This is a genomic window from Psychroserpens mesophilus (genome assembly GCF_050617655.1).
In the GTDB taxonomy this organism is placed as follows: Bacteria; Bacteroidota; Bacteroidia; order Flavobacteriales; family Flavobacteriaceae; genus Psychroserpens; species Psychroserpens mesophilus_A.
This window is the reverse complement of record NZ_JBODQC010000003.1, coordinates 62,314-83,125: the sequence shown is the minus strand read 5'-3', so window position 1 is coordinate 83,125 and position 20,812 is coordinate 62,314. Positions and strand designations below refer to the sequence as shown.

Annotated in this window: 22 protein-coding genes and 1 pseudogene; 12 read left to right on the top strand and 11 right to left on the bottom strand. The window is 32.3% G+C overall.

The window, feature by feature from the left end; translation table 11 throughout:
- Positions 1-139 precede the first annotated feature (139 nt).
- The 7 genes and pseudogenes from ACRHNM_RS07125 to ACRHNM_RS07095 all read left to right on the top strand — a co-directional run.
- Positions 140-268: pseudogene (locus ACRHNM_RS07125) on the top strand (DUF6090 family protein); the annotation flags it as partial.
- Between the two features lie 152 nt (positions 269-420).
- Complete coding sequence (locus tag ACRHNM_RS07120; RefSeq protein ID WP_431135099.1) at positions 421-675, top strand: hypothetical protein; 255 nt, start codon at positions 421-423, stop codon at positions 673-675.
- Positions 676-957: 282 nt separating this feature from the next.
- Positions 958-4,494, top strand: a complete 3,537-nt coding sequence (locus tag ACRHNM_RS07115; protein WP_431135097.1) for a T9SS type A sorting domain-containing protein — start codon at positions 958-960, stop codon at positions 4,492-4,494.
- A gap of 54 nt (positions 4,495-4,548) precedes the next feature.
- Positions 4,549-4,935, top strand: coding sequence for a hypothetical protein (locus tag ACRHNM_RS07110; protein WP_431135095.1), 387 nt, complete (start codon positions 4,549-4,551; stop codon positions 4,933-4,935).
- 25 nt (positions 4,936-4,960) lie between these two features.
- Positions 4,961-5,383: a lipocalin family protein gene (locus ACRHNM_RS07105; protein ID WP_431135093.1), complete on the top strand. Its 423-nt coding sequence runs from the start codon at positions 4,961-4,963 to the stop codon at positions 5,381-5,383.
- 232 nt (positions 5,384-5,615) lie between these two features.
- Positions 5,616-6,152: a DUF2975 domain-containing protein gene (locus ACRHNM_RS07100; protein WP_431135091.1), complete on the top strand. Its 537-nt coding sequence runs from the start codon at positions 5,616-5,618 to the stop codon at positions 6,150-6,152.
- A gap of 3 nt (positions 6,153-6,155) precedes the next feature.
- The gene (locus ACRHNM_RS07095; protein WP_431135089.1) at positions 6,156-6,368 is read left to right on the top strand and encodes a helix-turn-helix domain-containing protein; all 213 of its coding nucleotides are present in this window, start codon (positions 6,156-6,158) and stop codon (positions 6,366-6,368) included.
- A 138-nt stretch (positions 6,369-6,506) separates the two neighbouring features.
- Here ACRHNM_RS07095 and ACRHNM_RS07090 read toward each other — a convergent pair whose 3' ends face one another.
- From ACRHNM_RS07090 to ACRHNM_RS07075, 4 genes are all read right to left on the bottom strand, one after another.
- Positions 6,507-8,741 (bottom strand): TonB-dependent receptor, encoded by a 2,235-nt coding sequence (locus ACRHNM_RS07090; protein ID WP_431135087.1) that lies wholly within the window; start codon positions 8,739-8,741, stop codon positions 6,507-6,509.
- Positions 8,738-10,036: a tetratricopeptide repeat protein gene (locus ACRHNM_RS07085; protein ID WP_431135086.1), complete on the bottom strand. Its 1,299-nt coding sequence runs from the start codon at positions 10,034-10,036 to the stop codon at positions 8,738-8,740. The genes ACRHNM_RS07090 and ACRHNM_RS07085 overlap by 4 nt, the downstream gene beginning before the upstream one ends.
- 84 nt (positions 10,037-10,120) lie before the next feature.
- On the bottom strand, positions 10,121-10,690 hold the full coding sequence (locus ACRHNM_RS07080; RefSeq protein WP_431135084.1) for a DUF4331 family protein: 570 nt from the start codon (positions 10,688-10,690) through the stop codon (positions 10,121-10,123).
- A 27-nt stretch (positions 10,691-10,717) separates the two neighbouring features.
- On the bottom strand, positions 10,718-11,410 hold the full coding sequence (locus tag ACRHNM_RS07075) for a DUF4331 family protein (RefSeq protein WP_431135082.1): 693 nt from the start codon (positions 11,408-11,410) through the stop codon (positions 10,718-10,720).
- A gap of 150 nt (positions 11,411-11,560) precedes the next feature.
- On the opposite strand from ACRHNM_RS07075, the gene ACRHNM_RS07070 reads away from it, so the two are divergent.
- Positions 11,561-12,745 carry an LETM1-related biofilm-associated protein gene (locus ACRHNM_RS07070; protein ID WP_431135080.1) on the top strand — a complete coding sequence of 395 codons (1,185 nt, stop codon included), beginning with the start codon at positions 11,561-11,563 and terminating at the stop codon, positions 12,743-12,745.
- Between the two features lie 63 nt (positions 12,746-12,808).
- Complete coding sequence (locus tag ACRHNM_RS07065) at positions 12,809-13,249, top strand: J domain-containing protein (protein ID WP_431135078.1); 441 nt, start codon at positions 12,809-12,811, stop codon at positions 13,247-13,249.
- Here the strand turns inward: ACRHNM_RS07065 and ACRHNM_RS07060 are convergent.
- The 7 genes from ACRHNM_RS07060 to ACRHNM_RS07030 all read right to left on the bottom strand — a co-directional run bounded on the left by ACRHNM_RS07060 (position 13,246) and on the right by ACRHNM_RS07030 (position 17,712).
- The gene (locus tag ACRHNM_RS07060) at positions 13,246-14,001 is read right to left on the bottom strand and encodes a LytR/AlgR family response regulator transcription factor (RefSeq protein ID WP_431135076.1); all 756 of its coding nucleotides are present in this window, start codon (positions 13,999-14,001) and stop codon (positions 13,246-13,248) included. The genes ACRHNM_RS07065 and ACRHNM_RS07060 overlap by 4 nt on opposite strands.
- Positions 14,002-14,038: 37 nt before the next feature.
- Complete coding sequence (locus ACRHNM_RS07055) at positions 14,039-14,362, bottom strand: 2TM domain-containing protein (RefSeq protein ID WP_431135074.1); 324 nt, start codon at positions 14,360-14,362, stop codon at positions 14,039-14,041.
- Positions 14,362-14,700: a 2TM domain-containing protein gene (locus ACRHNM_RS07050; RefSeq protein WP_431135072.1), complete on the bottom strand. Its 339-nt coding sequence runs from the start codon at positions 14,698-14,700 to the stop codon at positions 14,362-14,364. The genes ACRHNM_RS07055 and ACRHNM_RS07050 overlap by 1 nt, the downstream gene beginning before the upstream one ends.
- A gap of 12 nt (positions 14,701-14,712) precedes the next feature.
- Positions 14,713-16,059: a histidine kinase gene (locus ACRHNM_RS07045; protein WP_431135070.1), complete on the bottom strand. Its 1,347-nt coding sequence runs from the start codon at positions 16,057-16,059 to the stop codon at positions 14,713-14,715.
- 6 nt (positions 16,060-16,065) lie between these two features.
- The gene (locus ACRHNM_RS07040) at positions 16,066-16,689 is read right to left on the bottom strand and encodes a tetratricopeptide repeat protein (protein ID WP_431135068.1); all 624 of its coding nucleotides are present in this window, start codon (positions 16,687-16,689) and stop codon (positions 16,066-16,068) included.
- Positions 16,690-16,693: 4 nt separating this feature from the next.
- The gene (locus ACRHNM_RS07035) at positions 16,694-17,119 is read right to left on the bottom strand and encodes a DUF2141 domain-containing protein (RefSeq protein ID WP_431135066.1); all 426 of its coding nucleotides are present in this window, start codon (positions 17,117-17,119) and stop codon (positions 16,694-16,696) included.
- A gap of 173 nt (positions 17,120-17,292) precedes the next feature.
- Entirely contained in the window at positions 17,293-17,712 is a 420-nt protein-coding gene (locus ACRHNM_RS07030; RefSeq protein WP_431135064.1) for a nucleoside-diphosphate kinase, read from the bottom strand.
- 175 nt (positions 17,713-17,887) lie between these two features.
- Between ACRHNM_RS07030 and ACRHNM_RS07025 the strand changes: the two genes are divergently transcribed.
- The 3 genes from ACRHNM_RS07025 to ACRHNM_RS07015 are packed head-to-tail and all read left to right on the top strand — an operon-like array spanning position 17,888 to position 20,671.
- A complete protein-coding gene (locus ACRHNM_RS07025; RefSeq protein ID WP_431135062.1) occupies positions 17,888-18,904 on the top strand; it encodes a DHH family phosphoesterase in 1,017 nt (338 codons plus the stop codon).
- Complete coding sequence (gldI, locus tag ACRHNM_RS07020) at positions 18,904-19,440, top strand: gliding motility-associated peptidyl-prolyl isomerase GldI (RefSeq protein WP_431135061.1); 537 nt, start codon at positions 18,904-18,906, stop codon at positions 19,438-19,440. The genes ACRHNM_RS07025 and gldI overlap by 1 nt, the downstream gene beginning before the upstream one ends.
- A gap of 7 nt (positions 19,441-19,447) precedes the next feature.
- Positions 19,448-20,671 carry a peptidylprolyl isomerase gene (locus ACRHNM_RS07015; protein ID WP_431135059.1) on the top strand — a complete coding sequence of 408 codons (1,224 nt, stop codon included), beginning with the start codon at positions 19,448-19,450 and terminating at the stop codon, positions 20,669-20,671.
- Positions 20,672-20,812 lie beyond the last annotated feature (141 nt).

Below are 20,812 nucleotides of genomic sequence, written 5' to 3'. Positions count from 1 at the left end.
ATTAATTGTACGGCCTGTGTCTACTCGGTAAATCCTTAGGATTTTCCTTTGGTTTGTTTTCTTTTACTAAATTAGTTCTCGCCACCCAACTAGCCATAACACAAACACATTGTGCTTCACTATAAGCAACCGCTAAGAAATGATTAAATTCTTTAGAAAAATTAGACAAAACTTGCTAATGGAAAACAAAACTGGAAAGTACTTTAAATACGCCATCGGCGAAATTATCCTTGTCGTTATCGGTATTTTGATTGCACTTCAAATCAATACAGTGATTTAGAACAAGACTCGGCAAAAATTCAAGACCGAATCATCTACGCAAAAGAATATATAACTGAATATGAGCGCTTTGAATAAAAGTTTAGTACAAAAAATCAAACCTTTACTGAATGGGCTAAGGCCATAGCAAAAAATAAAGCAATGGACTTATATCGAGAGCAAGTGTATGCGGAACACATTATTAAGAGAAATACAGCACAGTATCTAGAAGAGCTAAAAGTGATTGGTAGGTTAGGTTGGAATAGAACAAATCGTAGAATACGAAAAAACGCTTTCATGAACGAATTGGCAAATAAGTACATCCTCAACGATGAAAAGAAAATTACCTTAATGTATGCTGTAGAATCCATCTATTTAAATAAGTATGGTCTAGAAGACACTTTAATTGAATTGTAAGAACACATACTTGAAATGATAGTAGAAGTCAAAGCGCTTATTGAGCTTGAGTTGGATTAAAAGATGTCTATAGGTATAATAAGCTTAAAAGGAACAGCAGAAGCACAACAGAGAACTGAGATAATCGCTTGTGGAAAATAAATGATTAAAATATGGGATTGAAAAAACAGAGTACATTCAATTTTAACCTGTAGCCCTATTTAAGGGCAAGACATTTAAGAAGAAAAGCCTGAATTCAGCTGATAAAACATAATAATTCTTACTTTAGCAAAAACTTTTTTTATGAAATTTACAACCATATCCACTTTGATTTTTTTAATTTCAATTCAGTTTTCATACAGTCAATGGGAAGCTATCAATACTGATATTGATGACAATTTTACTGGTGTTGTTTTTTTAGATAACAATGGACTTTTGGCAGGTAATGATGGTTTGTATTATACTTCTAATTATGGTAATACTGCCTCTGATTGGACACGGTTTGAAATAACTTCTAATCCTGGTGATTCTGAAATTTATGAAAACACAGTGTTTTCACATTGCTACGGAAATGATGACAATGGTATTAATTCGGGATTTGTTTATGCTTCTGGCGTGAACACATTAACTAATCGTGCTGTTATTTTTAAATTGAACTTGCCATCTATGGCATATGAAATCATTTATAGTGGTGAGGTAAACACAACCATAAATAAAATTGCTTTTAATGATTATACAGACACATATTATGCTGTAGGTAATAATGGGTTGATAATTGGTTTTTCAGATACCAGTACAACTGGTTTTATTATTAATCCTTCAAGTACAGAGTATAACAATGACGATTTCAATACTGTGGGTTTTTATTATAATAGCTTATGGCTGGGAACAAACGGAAAAATTTTTACAGGCTCTCACTATGGTTCAAATAATTATATCAATCTAACAAGTTATTTAACACCAAACATCAACCATATAGGATTAGATTACCGAAGTAATTATAACATGTATTCTGTTGGCGATAATTATACTAAACATTCTATTTCAACTGGAGTGACCTATAATAACAGATATGATTATGGCGACTTAAATGCTCAAACTTTAATGACGTCAAACAACATACACCTGGTAGGTACAGATCATGGTATTTTTAAATCAACTTCATCTAATACCTTTCTAGAATGGCAACCTAGTTCTAATACTTTTTCCATCAATAGTTTTTGGCAAGACCCAAATGATAGTTCACTAATTTATGCTTGTGGAGACAATGGAGTACTGCTTAAAACTACAAACCTAGGAGGCTCAACAAAACCTTACATAGCTATAGACGCTCGTGGAAATTGTGTAGGATCATCAGTTAATTTTGATTTCTTCAGAGGCTCTTCCAGTACCTGCAGCTGGACAATTGATGGTACTGAGTTTAACACTAGTTGTAATGATTTCTCATATTCTTTTGACACTATTGGAAGCTATGATGTTACTGTAATTGCTGAAAACAGTTTTAGTGAACAAACTACATTAACCACAACAATTCATATTGTAAATCCTCCAGAAACCAACAAGCCAACAACAATCTCAGACAATTTACTTTGTAAGGAAGAATCCATTGAAATCCAAATTGAGAATTCTGAACCAAATGTTAGATATGTTTTAAAAATGGTAGGCGAAAGCGGAACATATGGAACTAGTCCGTTAGGTAATGGTGGTTTGATAACACTAGTGAGCTCACCTATAGACTCTACTGGAGATTATTATTTAAGAGCAGAACATGAACTAGCCAATTGCAATGCAAACTTCACGGAACAATTTCATATTGACGTTGAGAAAACGGAGGCCGTTTATTTTCAATCACTTATAAATGCAAAGCAAAATGAGTTGGTTGAATTCAGTAATTATTCAATAGATGCTCAAAACTATAGCTGGAATTTTTCACCAAATGCCACTCCGTTAAATTCAACTATAGAAAACCCTCAGGTAACCTTCTCTAATTTAGGTAACACTACTGTGAATTTTGAATGTTGGTCAGATAATGGATGTTATGATGATGTCCAAAAACCTGGTCCGTATATTTATGAATCTCCTATTAATCAAACTAGCTGGACAATTTTGAATGATGGCACTGATCCTGTTTGGTCTGGGTATTATTATAATGATATTGCAGATATTGAAAAAACCCAGGATGGATTTTTGGCATGTGGCTATTATAATGAAAATCAAACTCTGGAATCTAATGTTGGAAATTCATTCACCTTTGAAGAAGGTCAAATGGGTTGTTATTTAACTAAGTATGATAAAGATGGTGCGCTTAAATGGTTGGTTAAAACTCAAGCCACTAATACTTTTTCAGATAGAGATTCAATGTTCTCAACCGTAGAAGATCAACTGGGTAACATCTATGTAAGTGGTGCTTCAGAAGGACTGTTTTATGATACCAGAGGCAATGTACTTGATCTCAACTTACAATCTGCGAACGATAGTTTTCTTCTGAAACTCAATTCTAAAGGTGAATTATTATGGTATGTACATGGTGTATTTGTTGCAAAACGATTATTTATAGATAAAGACAACAATCTAGTAAGCTCTGGATATATTGCGAATGGAAATAACCAAATATACTTAAACGGAAATCCTTCGCATATTGTAAGTGATAATGTAAATGGCGATCAAAGAAATAATGCCATCATAAAATTTGCACCTGACGGCAACGTTATTTGGGATACCTCTTTTTATAATAATAATACCAATGGTGGAGAAATTGTTCATATTGGTTTCGATAGTAACAATAATTTATATATCTCTGGTTTCTATGAAATTTATATAGATTTATATTCTGTAAATAGCACCACACCAGAAACCTTATGGAGAGAATACAATAATTACGGACAGAAATTATTTCTAACAAAATTTGATGAAAATGGTCAATTACTTTGGAAACTAAGGAGTTATACTGAAACAGAGTTTACAGATGATACTCAAGCACGCTCCATGGTAACAGATGAAAACGGAAACTCCTATATCTCTGGAAGTAATGGTGTTAGAGATACTTTTGTCTCTATGGATTATATACATCTTTTTGAAAATACCGATGGAACCACAACCGAAATAAATGCAGGTCCATATTTTGTAGCTAAAATTGATTCTAATGGTGTTTGCCAATGGATTCAAAGTGCCAGATCTACCTATTACGGTTATGGTTATAAAGTGATTAAAAATGAAGACGAGATATGTGTGTTAGGTATAGTAAAGAATAACAATGAATCTATTTGTACATCCGAGTTTACAAGTAGCGATAATAATAATTATGATCTTACCATTTCAGTAGGCGATTATTTCATCTCTATATATGATGAAGATGGTGTTTTAAAACGTCTTATCACTAATGGTGATAATCCAGGTTACACCATTCAGTACTATGGAAATATAGATTTTTTTAAAGGAGATGATGATGATTACTACTCCAGTATGAATATTGGCTATTATCCTTCAGCAGCTAGTGGTTATGAAACATTTGGTAATCCTATTCCACTAACCAATGAAAGAGATGGGTTAATCACTCGTTTTACTGAAGAAGATGGCATTGTTCATTATAGAAACAACCTTTCTGTTGATGAGTTTGAAACGTCGAAATTCAGACTATATCCAAATCCAGCAACAACTGAAATCCAAATTAAAACAACTCTACCTTACACAAAGGCTACTGTATATAGTTTTCTTGGACAAAAAATGACAGAAAGTAATCAACCTGTTATAAATGTAGAGAACTTATCTACTGGTTTGTACTTTATAAAAATTGAGAGTGCTAACAATACTCAAATTATCAAACGATTTATTAAGCAATAAAAACGATTTTCAAAAGAATATAATTTCTCTAGCAATTAACAAATATTAAAATTTATGAAAACTCTTTTCCAAAAATTCCTTCTCGTTATAATCTTAACAGCATTTACATTTAGTTGTAGTAGTGATGATGACAACAATAATGGTTCAAATTATCCCGAAAGTGTTAACGGAACAACATGGTACAGGCAAGACACTGAGACTCAATCTGGTCAGACATTTGAAATAGACTTTTATTTAGTTTTTGAAACTTCTGATACAGGATATTTACAAGCTGAAACAGATGCTGCCGGAACAAATATTAACCAAACTTATGATTTCACCTATGTGTACTCTCAAGGCAATGGAACCGCAGAATTTGATGATAACAACATCGGAACACAAAACTTTACCATTTCTGGAAACAAACTTACTTTAGATGGTGAAATATTAACATTACAATAAACCCATAAAAGATCAAACATTACAAATGAAAAAAAGAATCTTAATCTACGGAATTCTAATCACTATTTTACCATTTATAAGCTGCTCAAGTGATGATGACAATAGCAATAGCAACAACAGCACTAATGCTTCATTAATTGGTACATGGAATGGAACAGCAAGTACATTCAACTCTCAAAATGCTGGCATTCCTGATAATAACATTGTAAAATTCACTTCTGATAACAGAACTGAATTTATTTACGAAGGATTCGGAAATAACGGAGAAGATATATCTGAATTTGGAGATTGGTCAAAAAACGGAAATACATTAACCATAATCTGGGATGACGCCGACTCAGACAATGAAACCTATATTTTACAAATCAGTGAACTAACTGAAAATTCACTAAAATGGGAAACCGAAATTAGTGGAGAAGGCACCTTAACAGAAACGTTTGTAAGGTAATTAACGCGTTGTTAAAGTAAAGATGGGTAATGCTATACTCCTAGTTAAAGATAACATGGGATAAAATCATTTAAGCCAATTTTTTTTTAAATATCAATATCAACCAAAGGCTATTATAATTTTGGATTTAGTATGCTCATCTTTTTTTAATTTTATTGAAAGGAATCATTTATTTATTGTTTATCGACAAATTTTTATTTATATTTGTTAAATAACTTTAACTCATATAATGATGTCAAAAACAAATAACTTTGTATTTATAAGCCTGAAAATTGTTGCCTGGATCATCTTCGTTGGTTTATGTATTGAAGCTGGTAGCTTGATTGTAAATTTTATATTCAGCATGTACAATCCTGAGTTTATTCAAAATTTATATCAAAAATTAGATTTAAGCCAAATGTATATTAGCAACAAATGGGCTTTTTTCAGCATGTATAGTTTTATATTGTTGATCTCGATTTTAAAAGCCTATCTTTTTTATATCGTTATAAGATTACTAACTAAAATAAATTTAGAAAAACCATTCAATACCTATGTTGCAAAACAAATTTCGTTACTTAGTTACTACACACTTTCTATTGGTCTTTTGAGTTACATAGCACGACAAATCACTAAGAATTTACAACACCATGGATATAGTGTAGACACATTACACCATTTTTGGTCAGACAGTCAAGCCTTTATTTTAATGGCAGCAGTAATTTATGTGATTGCAATTATTTTTTCAAAAGGAGTTGAATATCAAGAAGAATTAGAAGAAACGGTATAAATTATGGGTATTATTGTAAATTTAGATGTGATGATGGCTACACGAAAAATGTCACTTAACGAGCTATCAGAAGCCGTAAATATAACTTTAGCTAATTTATCAAAACTCAAAACAGGAAAAGTAAAAGCTATTCGATTTAGCACACTTGAAGCTGTTTGTGAAGCACTCGATTGTCAACCAGGAGATATTTTGGAATATTCAAAAGAAGAAGAATAAAGAAAACACCTGTCCTTTTAAAATGAACAAGTGCTTTCCACTAACAAAAAAACTCTAAAACTACCATATCTCCATATGGTAAACCCTTATAAATTATTAGATTGATTAATGTTAGTTCTTTTCATAAAATTTCAATCTTTAAAAGCGATAACTTATACTTCCTTTTGCAAAAAAAGGAGTGCCTGGTGTAAAATGAATTTCTTCTACAGGTTGCGACTCGTTTTGTAATCGAGATTCAGTAGCAAATTGCGTTTCATTCCATTCCACATCAAATACATTTTCAATCGTAAGGCCTAAAGTGATATTGTTAAAACTGTAATTGACATTAAAATCGGTTACAAAATAACCTTCAGCCACGATACTATTATCTTCATTGGCTGGTCTATCATCAATATATCGATAGCGTAAACCTCCAGAAAAACCGCTTAAGCCTTTAACAGACAATCCACCTGCCATAGTAAAATCAGGTGCCAAAGGAATGTAATCTTCTCCATCTGAAGCATCAAGACTCCTTGCTTTAGTAAACGTCGCATCTGTGTCTAAATACAACCAATCGTTTACCTGATACCTCAAACCTAAATCGACACCTAAACGCTCTGTTTTTCCACTTGGTTCAACAATTCCTGCATCACCAACATAAACAAATTCCTGTTCTAAAAAGAGATACCATAAGGCTGTATTTACAACAATCTTTTTAACTGGTTTCCAGATAGTACCAACATCTACACCATAAGCTCTTGGTAAAATATCTTTCCCTAAATTATTCACTACAACTCTGGTATCATTTGAGTGAAATCCAATACCAGATTTCAGAAATACCTGAAAGTTATCTTTTACATCATAAAAGAAATTTAGTTTCGGACTCACAATAGTTTTTGTTTCAGACTCTAAAGTATAAGCGGTTTGAAGTTTATCATTATATAAGAATTTAAAATAATCCAGTCGTAATGAAGGCGCAATACGTAACTTTCCAAAATCAAATTCTGCATTGACAAAAGCATCAATATTGGTTTGATTGATATCTCCTAATTGAATATTTTCCAAAGTTGTTTGACGATTCAATGTTCTTGATAATTCTACATCATTTACAATATCATGTCTAAAGCCTAAACCTGCTTCTACATTTAGCAGTGTTTCCCCTAAAAATAGGCTTTTAGAAATTGAAGTATTAGCTCCAAAAATATGTCGGTCTTCTTGTTGTTTAATTTGATCTCCATTAACTGGATCTTCAAGGAAAAAGGTAAAATTAGAATATAACTCAAAAGCATAATGAGAATAAAACACATTAGATTTTAAACGCATATCATTTGGCAAATATTTACTAAACTCTACATTAAAATTGGTTCGTTGGGTTTCTCCACCTTCAGTATCGTCTATTGCTCCAAACCGTGTGATATTACCATTATCAACTTCTCTTTGCGGAATCTGTCCTGAAGCGTCCCAACGACTTGTAAAATGTGATGCTGTTAAACTAAACTTATCGTTATCTTTTGAGTATGCCACATACTTTCCGAAAATATTTAAACGATTAAAATTTTGAGACGACTCAAATGGTCCATCAGTTGCAATGTATTCTGTTGCAACATACGCATTTTGACGCTTTCTTTTTTCAAATAAATTAAAAAGCCCTAAAGTTCTTATAGAATTAAAATCGCCAACAGACATCTTAATCTGGCTTTCTTTTAAATAATCTCTTGTTGAAAAGTCTACGTAACCTGCCGTATTAAAGTCGCCTTGATCAGCATAATAAGGTCCTTTCCCAAAATCAATCTTTTGAATGGTTTCAGGAATTAAGAAATGTAAATCACTATACCCTTGTCCGTGAGCATGAGACACCATATTTACAGGCATACCATCAACAGTAATTGAGACATCTGTACCATGATCGATATCAAAACCACGAAGAAATAATTGCTCTGCCTTTCCTCCTCCTGCATGTTGACCTATGATTAAACCTGGTACTTTACGCAATATTTCTTGAGATGAATTAACAGGATTTGTATTCAAATCAAGTCTTGAAATCGTATGCAAGGCATTAAGCTCTTCAGTAATTACCATCTCTTCTAATTGATACGCTTTATCTTCTAAAGTAAGCTCAAGTAATGTTTCGAAGTTTGAAGGATTAATCTCAATCAGTTTTGATGTATAACCCATTAATCCAACTTGTAATGAATCACCAACTTTCGTATTTTCAATGACAAACACACCATCTTCAGAAGTATGCGCATGACTTTTTGATGACATGTTGTAAACATAAGCAGCTTCTAAAGGTTGATTTTCATTATTAATAACTTTGCCTTTTAGTTGCTGAGCAATTCCAGCGCTTGAAAACATTATCAACAAAAACAAACTAATGGCTTTTGAAGTTTTCATAAGCTATTAATTTTAACCTCCATACCTGGACCTAATTCATAAATGCTGCTCAACAACTCTTCTTTTAACGGTTTCATAGCTTTGTTTTTCCCAGCTGCTTTATAAATTTCAGCAATATGATACAAGGTCTCAGGCTCAAAGGTTTTATTAATGATATGTTGATCTACAATTTGAAGTGCTTTATTTAAATCTCCCTTATTAAAATAAGCCCAAGCTAACAAGTCGTAGGATTGTGGTGTAGGTCTGTTTTCAACTTCAGTTTCAGCTATAGCAATGGCTCTTTCTAAATTAGTTTTAGAATCGGTGTATAATAACACTTTATACTTATTATACATATCACCATAGGACTCATTCTGCATCGCATTTTCATATAATGTCAGTTGCTCTTCAGCTAAAGTTTCATTATTCATAAATTGAGCGATTTCAGCTTTTAATAAGAAATAATCTGGGGCAAAAAAGGTATCTGTTACTGCATTAAGAATTCGTAAAGCTTCATTTGGATTTTTTTCATACGAATACACAATCCAAGCGATTCCTTTTTTAGCATATGCATCATTTGGATCTAATGCTAAGGCTTTTAGGTAATGTGTATACGATTTTTCAATATCACCTGCATGACCATAAAAATCGGCTATATTGGTATATGACCATTGTTTCAAAGGCTTTAAATTGGAAGCTTCAGCTATAGCTAAGGCTTTTTCCATATAGGTAATGGCAGCGTCAAGATTTCCTTTGTGATCACTCCATTTTGATAAACGAATAAGATAATCAAAATCACTAAAGCTTTTAAATGTTAAGAGATAAGTATGAGCCATTTCGTAGTTCCCAAGTTCCAGATGCACATCAAATAGCATTTTACGTGTCTCCTGAAGATCTTCACCAAGAATTTCAGCTTTTGTTAAATGAACAAGAGCTTCTTTAAATTTATGTTGAGAAATATAATTATAAGCAAGACTCTTAAGGTAAGACGGATTATTATACTTGGTAATCTCATTAACCTTGATTAATTGTTCTTCCGCTTTTTTAAGATAATTAACATCACCTGTTGCTGAAAAATAATTAGAGTAGGTAGATGCTAATTTACCAATATAAGGATATTGATTAGGAGTTTGTTCTAGTTTTTGAGACCAAAACATTTCATTTTCTTTAGCGCGCTTAAGAGCTTCATTCTCTGAAACATTTAAATAAGCATTATAATCGCCTGGATTCGTTATTGGTGTTTTTGTAGTTTCTTTACAGTTTATAAAAAGAACTGCCACAAATACGAAAAATAATATATTGTATTTTGAGTTCATTATAGAGTATTTTTGAGTGAGTGTTTTTTTGTTAAAACATTCTAAAACAAGATTATGACACCTTGTTTTAGAATGAATAATGATCTACCAAGGCGAAGCCAGATAAGGAAATGCTGCAGAAAATGTTTTGTCATTTGAGCTTACATTATCATTTGTTAATCCTGGATTATCAGAACCATTAGGACCACCAAATATTAAAAGTAATTCTGTTGAAATAACATCGTCTGCTAGAGCACGACCAGTTAAAACATTAGTACCATCAAAAAACGTTGTTGCTCCAACTAATGAAACCGTTAAAACATCTGTTGCTAAGGCACCTGTGAATTGCTCTGCATTTAATCCTAAAGCATTTGTATACATTGGATCTGCATGTGCTGGATTTAAAGCCTCTAACTTATCCTGAAACTTTGTTTGAAAAGCTGCATCTTGATTTGAAGGTACTGTCACATTAAATGTGTTTTTATCTGCCATGCTTACAAAAACTGTATTTATAGCAGGTCTACCCATTTGATCTTCCTGTACAAACGTTCCTGAAAAATCTGGAGGAGTTTGTAGCGTTGGAATAGTTCCTGTATCGTCGTCATTACTGCAATTGTAAGCTGTAAAAGATACAAGCATTGCAATTGCTACTAATTTTATAGTGTTGAATTTCATAATTTCTAATTTTAAAAGTTTAAATTTTTATTGTTTTCTTTTTGACTCTACCCAAAGATTTACAGAGTCACCACTACCAACCATTGCTTTTGGTAATTCGACTACTATAGAAAGTACATTGGTACCAGCAAAGGTGTCTGAAGCAAAACCATCTCCTGTTCCTTCAGGCAAAAACGCACCTTCTTCCATACCATCACCATCATCATCACCAGGTGTTACAATTTGTGTATAACGTGTGAAATCCATAAAAAATGGATCATCCCTAGGTCCAGCAAAAAAGCGCATATCGTTATTTGATTCTACAATTGCAGTCGTTCCATAAGGTGTAATATCTACTGAATTGGTTGTGGCAGTAGTTACAATTGTACTGTTCAACCCTGTCTGTGATGGTGCTGTTGGACCAAAAAAGTACATTTTACCATCTTTTGCAGTGGCTTGAATAACTAAATCTTCAATAGCATCACCATCATTATCGATATTAAATTCAAATAGTACATTTTCGTCAAATGCTGCTGCTGATGTATTTGCTGGACTTATAAGTCCTTGTACATTGGCAACAAAAACAACGTTGTCTGTTTCCTGGCCTTGAAAACCATAGATGTCGGTGATGTCACTTGAACCACCAGCAACTGCAGGAGCATCGATGTGATCGGCTGCAATTGTAAGAAAGCCTGCAATTGCAATAACTGCTGCTCCAATTAAGATTTTTGATTTTTTCATAATAATGAGGTTTTTGTTAATTATTTATTTGTTTCTGGTAACACTTACGAGAAAATCACCATTGCAGTTTTGTTAAAATTTTGTTAACAAAATAAAATCGTTGACAGAACAGATAAAAAATTAACTTTGCAGTGTCTTTAAAATTAAAGTATGAATCCATCTACTGCTGGCTGGATAGAAAAATTTTGCTCGCAAATTTCTAAAAAGGGAGTTCCGTTTGAGAATTACCCATCGATGTATCTTTTTTTAAAAGACTACGGTTTTATTTATGGAGTAAATGTTAACATAACAGATAAAGTAGATCAAACATTAACGTATTCTGAAGATGAATTAGCTAAAATAAACCTCATCACAGGATTATATCACGTCTATTATTTCCGAAAAGGAGAAGTTAAAGCAAAAGCGTTTGTTGAGATTTTACTCGGCTTTTACAAATCGCTTGAGGTTTCAGATTTATCTCTTTGGGACAAATTAGTGATTGGCAAGAGTGAATCTTCAATGTTAGAACGTTTAATTCACGACAGAATTCAAATTGACGATAATATCATTACCAGAAATTTCAATAAATCCATTACCAATTCTTTATTATTTGTAGATGTTTTAACCTTTGACAGTTACTTAACGCATGAGATAGAACCAAAATCGTATGCAGCTCATCTGGAAAGTATCATAACGGGTACCTTGTATCAATCTCTTAATTCAAAAAGTAAGATTACAGATTATGATAAACAGATTATAGACATTATTGAAGCTTCAACCTCCTTATCTGATTTAGAAGTAGATATTGAAGACCTTATTTACGATATTGATTATGACATTAATATCAATGAAAAAAAATACCTGGTCGATTTGATGTGTTTGTCTATTTGGGATGATGAAATTCTTGAAAAAACAGAATATCAGTTCTTGATTCAATTAGCAAAGCGATTAGATATTAATGCAGATGAGATTCAAGACTCTATTGTAAGTGTATTTAATTTTCATAAAGCACATCAAAAGGAAGTCCTATTATTTCAGCAAAAAAATCCTATTTCAAATTTTTACGAAAATTCGTCACATTTAGTTACAAAACTAATCAGACGTAATAGTAAACGGATTATAAAAGAAATGCGCCAAAGCAAGGAACTAATGTTACTTATTACAAAATCTACACATTCTGATTTAAGTAAAGAGGAACAAAAGAAATTGCAAAGTCAGCTTATCGATGTGTTAAAAACCATTCCTAGTTTAGCGATTTTTATGCTTCCTGGAGGTGCTATTTTATTACCAATATTTGCAAAACTAATTCCTAATTTACTACCATCATCATTTGATGATAATCGTATTGAAAAGTAATTTTTTTACCAAGCTGTAACAAATTAATTTTCTAATGGACTCATAACATACAAACTAAAGGTTATGGAACTGATAAACTATTACACCATTTTAAAAGTTGATAAATCAGCAGATTTAGATACCATAAAAAAAGCATTCAGAGAAGAGATTACCTTATATCATCCAGACAAAAATAAATCTGAAGGTGCAAAAGCACACTTTAACTTACTGGTTGAAGCTTTTGATATTTTATCTAATCCAGAAAAAAGAAAGGCTTATGATAGCATGCTGAAAACTTCATTAACTAGCAAGCCTGTTAGTGTTGAACAAAAAAAGCAAGAAGAATATACCGAGTGGAAAAAAGAAGCAAAGAAAAAATCGGACACCTTCAGGCTAACCGATTTATCTGATTTACTCCTACTTGATCTTTTTCTGGATCTAGGTGTAAGTGGCTTATTTTCTGAAACCAATACTTTAATTGATGGTCTAGAAGACTCGCTTGAAGATCTCCTAGACATGTTTTAAGCCAGCCAATCTTTAAAGTCTTTAACACGTTCTCTGGCTACAATCACATCTTGCTCTTTAAACGTATTTAGTTTGATTTGCAATCTGGAATTTGTATAGCTTACCATGTCATTAATAGCATTCACATTGACAAAAAACTTACGACTAATCCTAAAAAACTTATGAGGTTCTAGTTCGTCTTCTAATTGTTCTAAAGTGGTATCCAGTAAATAATTTCGACCTTCAGTTGTGTATGCATAAGTCCCCTTATTTTCACTATAAAAACATTCAATATCGTCAATATTAATGAGTTTTAAATGCTGTCCGACTTTTACTGAAAACCGCTTTTTGTATTCTCGTTCAATAGGATTTACCAGTAGTTTTTTGATGTCGTTAAAATCTAATGTAACTGGTTGCTGGCTGGGAACACGTTCTTTATATTTTGAAACTGCTTTTTCCAAATCATCTTCATCAATAGGCTTCAATAAGTAATCGACACTATTAAGTTTAAAAGCCTGCAATGCATATTCATCATAAGCTGTAGTAAAAATTACTGCGGAATTTATATCAATAGTTTCAAAAATCTCAAAGGATAAACCATCACTTAATTGAATATCTAAAAATATCAAATCTGGATGTTCATTATTTTGAAACCAATCTATTGATTCTTCAACAGAATGCAACATCACTTCAGCTTCCATTTGTAATTCTGTCAACATGCGTTGTAGTCGTCTTGCTGAAGGCTTTTCGTCTTCTATTATAATGATACTCATCTATATAGATTATTTTTAATTGTAAAAATTATTTTTATTATTCGTAACGATTAAGCTCATTAGATTCTTTATCCATAAGCTCCTTAATTTTTCTACTTTCCCAATTCTTACCAAAGATTAAACTTGGCAAAAACACGGAAGCAGCATGAGATAACAAACCTATTCCCCAAAAAGAAAACGTGATAAAATTTCGCCATTGAAAATAGCTTTCACCTTCCTCTAAATTTTGAATATTAATATAAACAAAGACAAGATTAACAAAGGTAAAAATTAATGCATGTGTGTAAAACCCTTTAATTCTTTTTACTCTTTTTTTGGCAATCTGGTATCGTTCTTTGTGATTGAAACTGCTATTATCCATTATTCCCAATGTTTTTTATCTTTATCCATTAACTCTTTAATTTTTCGCTCTTCCCAATTCTTTCCGAATAACAAATTAGGTCCAAAAACTCCAATGAAATGAAAGGCGAGTCCAATTCCCCAAAAAAATGCAGTAGAGAATGTTCCGAAGCTAAAAAACTTCACGCCATTACTAGTGATCAAAATGATTATAAATATATTCACAATCACATAAGAAGCCAGATGCCAATAAAACCCAATAATTGCTTTTACTCTTTTCTGAGCTCTTAAATACGCTTCTTCTTTTTTCAAGGATCTTTGAGCACTATTGTTTTCGTAAGGTTCTATATTATTTTCCATGATATTTAAATTTTAATTCCAACGCTCTTCTTCCTCTTCACGCATAAATTTTTCAATTTTGCGCTTTTCCCATCCACTACCCAATACACCATCGTTTACATACACCTTATAGGCATGAAAAGCTAATCCCATTCCCCAACCTAACATTGGAAACCAAAACCATTGAATGGTATGTGGCGTGTACCTAAACCAGATAAAGATTAAAAATGGTATAATGATACAGTAAGAGATTAAACTATAATAAAATTCTTTCATTTCTTCAACACGTTTACGTGCTCTAACATAACTGTCGTCAAATTTTGATTTTGGCTCTATTGGTCTCATGATTGATACTTGTTTTGTAAGCATTGGAATTGCGACTGCAAAACTGGTTGCTTGTTGATTGATTGATACTGTTTTATTTGATAATAACTGGTAGCGCTGCTTAATATTTTCCAGTCCAACACCACTACTCTTCTTAACAATTTGCTTAGGCTGAAGATTATTCTCTACAATGAGCATGCCTTCAGATTCATAAATTTTAATATGCAAAGGTTTACTACTGGTCACCATATTGTGTTTTACTGCATTTTCTAAAAGTAATTGTAGCGATAGAGGAACTACTTTACTTTCTGGGTTTGATGCCTTGTCTGGAATTTCGAAAACAATACTATCTTCAAAACGCATTTTTAATAGTGACATGTACGTTTTGGCAAAATCTAATTCCTCATCTACAGTAATTAAATCTTTATTTTTTTGTTCTAAAACATATCGATACACTTTTGATAACGATGTGGTAAACTTTTGTGCATTTTTTGGGTTTTCTTCAATTAAACTGGTTAATACATTTAAGCTATTGAACAAAAAATGTGGATCTAATTGATTTTTTAAAGCATCAAACTTTGCGCTTGCTGTTCCTGCTATAACCTTTTGTTCTTTAATTTTATTTTTCTGATATCTGTTATAGAAATAGATAACATGAAAGACAGATACGATGGTTAAGGTAATCCACAATCCAAAAGAGTAACCACTCCAGGTTTCATTTTTAATGAATGTATCAAAGGGAATGTCATATATGATTACTGATGTAAATGTTCTTAAAAAGAATAAGCCTATTAACGTTATTAGTGTAGAACCTATGATTCCATTGATTACTCGCTTAATTGTGTCTCCTTTTTTCCAGGTTCGGCGTTCCATATAATCGAAGAATGCCATATTTGAATACCCTAAAACAAAAGCATACAGTTGGTAAAACCCAAAATCAACTAAAAACTCATTAACCGAATTGAAATCAAATCCTCCTGAAAGTAAATTACCAATTACGAATACAATAGATCCAATGATAAAAGTGATTATAATATTTTTAGCTGATTTTGTCATGGTGTTTTATTCGTTACAAGATGTTACAACTTGTTCTGCGCGTTGTTTCCCCCAATTTGGGTGAAATTCACTTTCTGGTTTAAAGTTAGCAAAAAGTTCTATAGATTTTTCGATCTCTGCACAAAACGGCTTTGTGTCTTGTCCGAAATATTTAGCACTTCCCATTCCCCATTCTGCTTTACTAAATACAACTCTTGGGTTTTCTGGTGCCATGGCAGATGCTTTATTATATATTTCTGTAATTTTTCCAGAATATTTCATCCCATAAGTCATACCATCAAAGGCAACCCAATTGGTTAATACATGTGCCTGCAATACCATAATCTCAGGATTTTCTTTACTGATAGCCTTGGCCAAATCCAGATGTTCCTGAGCTTTGTCTAATTGTGCTTTTAACTTGGCTTCGTCTTTTTCTTTCCAGCTCTTTATACTGTTAATTTGAGCAATGTAATAATGAGGCAACCATTCGTCTGTTTCAGCATTTGAGATACGTTCAAACATGTTTTCGGCTTCATCCATATTGCCTTCCTGCCAAAGCGAAAATGCTTTTTCCATTCCTTTTTCAAAATTAGTTTGAGCAGTTACTACTCCTGAAACTAATACAATTGCGATAATTATAATGTTTTTCATGATATTAAAGTGTTATAGTTTGTGTTAATGATGTATTGTTAATTTCAAATTTTGCGTCTTCCCATTTTGGTGGTCCCATAAATCCTCTAGCATTATTAGAGCATCCATAGTCTTCACTTGGTATTCCTAAAAAATTAGTATCCATTTTTTTATTCTCATTTTCATCGTGAAAGAAAGAAATAGCGTAAGTTCCATTTGGAATATCTTCGAATTTTATTGTACAACTCTTATTGTGAATGTTACTTATGGTTGACTTATAGCCATTATCTAAAAATGAACTTTCAGTATTATACAACGAGATGTAAACCTGTCCTTTATTACTATTAAGATTTTCTATTACCACAGTAATTTCTTGACCGTTTAATTCTTGTGCATGGGTCAATGTTTGACTAATTAAAATGAAAACTAAAATTTTGGCTAGTGTGTTCATGGTTCAAATATTTAATTGTTGATGAAACAAATATCCAATAGAAGTGTCTATTTATAAAAAAGGATTTACCGAATTGTAATTTTTTATAGATGAATTGTAAAAGTGAACTATACAGCAATAAAAAAGCGCAACTCATTGAGTTGCGCTTTTAAATATGTTGAGGTCAATCTTAATTAAAACATCTCTCTACCAGAAAAATGAAAAGCACCTTCAATAGCTGCATTTTCATCACTATCACTACCATGAACTGCGTTTTCTCCAATGGAAGCAGCATACAATTTACGGATCGTTCCTTCTGCAGCTTCAGCAGGATTAGTAGCACCAATTAAGGTTCTAAAATCTTCTACAGCATTCTCTTTTTCTAAGATTGCAGCTACAATTGGTCCACGTGTCATATATTCAACCAATTCTCCAAAGAATGGTCTTTCACTATGAACAGCATAAAATTCTTGTGCGTCAGCAGTTGTCATTTGAGTTAATTTCATAGCTACGATTCTAAAACCAGAAGCTGTGATTTTCTCTAAAATTGCACCAATATTCCCTTTTTCAACAGAATCTGGCTTAAGCATTGTAAATGTTCTATTTGTTGCCATTTGTATATTTTAAATTTATTCAGATAATTTTATTTAATAAACAGGTCATCATAAAATTGCATCAAAAACTATCTGTGTGAACAAATTTGCTTTATAGCAATTTTGGTGCAAAAGTAATATATTTCTTTAATAATTCGATATAATCCAATATTAAAAAATTGTATCTTCGTCATCTATGAATAAAGACGATATTAACAGTATAAAAACGCTTTTAAATTCACCTAAAGCTATTGTAATCATTCCGCACAAAAATCCAGATGGTGATGCTATTGGTTCTGCATTGGGATTGTATCATTATTTGAAACAAAACAATCATAATGTAAGTATTATTGCTCCGAATGATTATCCGGATTTTTTAAAATGGATGCCTAAAGAGTCTTCTATTTTAAAATATGACGCCCAAAAAGAAGATTGTGATGCTGTAATTTATCATGCTGATCTTATTTTTACTTTAGATTTTAATTCCTTAAGCCGCATAGGTGATATGGAAACAATTGTTTCTAATTCTGAAGCTATTAAAATCATGATTGATCATCACCAGCAACCAGATGACTATGCGACTTACATGTATTCTGACATTTCCATGTCATCAACATGCGAAATGGTCTATAATTTTATTGAAATGCTGGACGAAGCAAATAAAATTGATCGTGATATTGCTACCTGTTTATACACAGGCATTATGACTGATACAGGTTCGTTTCGTTTTCCTTCCACCACAAGCGCTACACATCATATTGTTGGGCAACTGATTCAGAAAGGCGCAAACAATTCTGAAATTCACAATCAAATTTATGATACCAACAGTTACGCTAGATTACAGCTACTCGGAAGAGCATTAAGTAACTTAAAAGTAATTCCTGAATATCGAACCGCTTATATTAGCTTGTCGCAAGAAGAACTAAATACATTTGATTTCAAAAAAGGAGATACCGAAGGTTTTGTGAACTACGGATTATCTCTCAAAGGCATTATCTTTGCTGCTATTTTTATTGAAAGTCATCAAGATAACATTATAAAAATATCATTAAGAAGTAAAGGTGATTTCTCTGTAAATGAATTATCGAGAACACATTTTAATGGTGGTGGACATACAAATGCTGCAGGTGGAAGAAGTGAATTGAACCTCAAAGAAACCATTGATAAATTTATTAGTATCTTGCCTCAATATAAACAAGACCTCAAAATCTAATGAAGCCTATTTTCATTCTACTCATAATAAGTTTAATTTTTAGCTGTAAATCTCCAGATGCCAGACGACCAGAATCTGTTCAGTCTGGATCTTTCTATAAAATTTCTGCTGAAAGAAATATTAAATTAAACAAAAAAGAGCAAGCATTAATACAAAACATTATAGACCGTAATCCTGAGCATGACTATATTGCTTCAGAAAGTGGATTTTGGTATTATTACAATACAAAAGTAGAACAAGACACCATCACACCTCAATTTGGTGATATTATTAGTTTTAAATATAATGTCAAAGATCTTGATGAGAACACCATTTATTCGGAAGATGACCTAAGAACTCAAAATTATGTTATGGATAAAGAGGAATTATTTACAGGTCTACGCGAAGGTTTAAAACTCATGAAACCTGGAGAAGTAGTTACCTTTTTATTTCCTTCTCAAAAAGCCTATGGCTATTATGGAGATACCAATCGCATTGGCACAAATATTCCATTAATTTGCAAAGTAACTTTAAACACAATTATACAAAACCAATAGAAAACTTATGAAATTGATTAGCAAAACCCTACAACTTTTAGTGCTGTTTTTACTCATCACAGCTGCCTCATGTAAAGAAGAGTATCCTGATTTAGAAGATGGTCTTTATGCTGAATTTATTACAACTAAAGACACGATGATTGCTAAATTATTTTACAATAAAGTACCTGTAACGGTTGCAAATTTTGTCGCTTTGGCTGAAGGCACACATCCTATGGTATCTGAAGAATTTAAAGGAAAGCCATATTACGATGGCTTAACCTTTCACAGAGTTATGGACAACTTTATGATTCAAGGTGGTGATCATACGGCAACAGGTTCTGGAAATCCTGGTTATAAATTTACGGCTGATTTTAGTTCAGAATTAAAACATGATAAACCTGGTATATTATCAATGGCTAACGCTGGAGGTTTTAACACTAATGGAAGTCAGTTTTTCATCACTGAAGTTCCTTATCCTAGTCTTGACGCTTTTAATCCTGATGGCACTTTAAAACCATGTGATCAACCCAGAGTGAGCTGTCATTCAGTATTTGGAGAATTAGTAAAAGGCATTGAAGTACAAGACTCTATTTCTAATGTAAAAACAGGTCCAGGTAATAAACCTCTTGAAGATGTTATTATAACCAAGTTGAATATCATCAGAAAAGGATCTGCAGCTAAAGCATTTAATGCTGCTAAAGTATTTGAAGAAGAATTGCCTAAAGTCGAACAAGGCATTGCAGATATTCAAGAAGAAGCACGTAAAAAAGCTGAAGAAGAACAAAAAATCAGAGAAGAAAAAATTGCTGCTGCTGCCAAAGATATGAAACCAATACTTGATGAGTACTCCTCTAAAACGACAACTTTGGCTTCTGGACTTAAGAAATTCGTTATAGAGGAAGGTTCTGGAGTAAAACCTAAATCGGGTCAATCTGCTATGATTGCTTATGAAGGTTATTTTGTTGATGGACGCTTATTTGACAGTAATCTGGAAGCTGTAGCAGAGAAATATGGCATGTTAAATCCGCAACGTAAAGCTGCTGGTGCTTATGGTCCGATTAAAATGAAAATAAGTCCTGACGAGCAAATGATTGCCGGATTTAAAGAAGCTATTGCGTCTATGAAAGTTGGCGAAAAAGCATTTTTCTACATTCCTTCTCATCTGGCTTATGGTGAACGTGGCAGAGGTGGTATTCCGCCAAATACAGATTTGACATTTGTTTTAGAAATGACTGAAATAGCTCAATAATTAAGCATCAAAACAAAAAAAGCCTTTCAAATTGAAAGGCTTTTTTTATATTACTAATTGTCATTTCTACAGCAATTAAAGAATCTCACTTACAATTAATATAGAGTTCTCAACAAGCTCGAAATGACATGCATTAGTAAA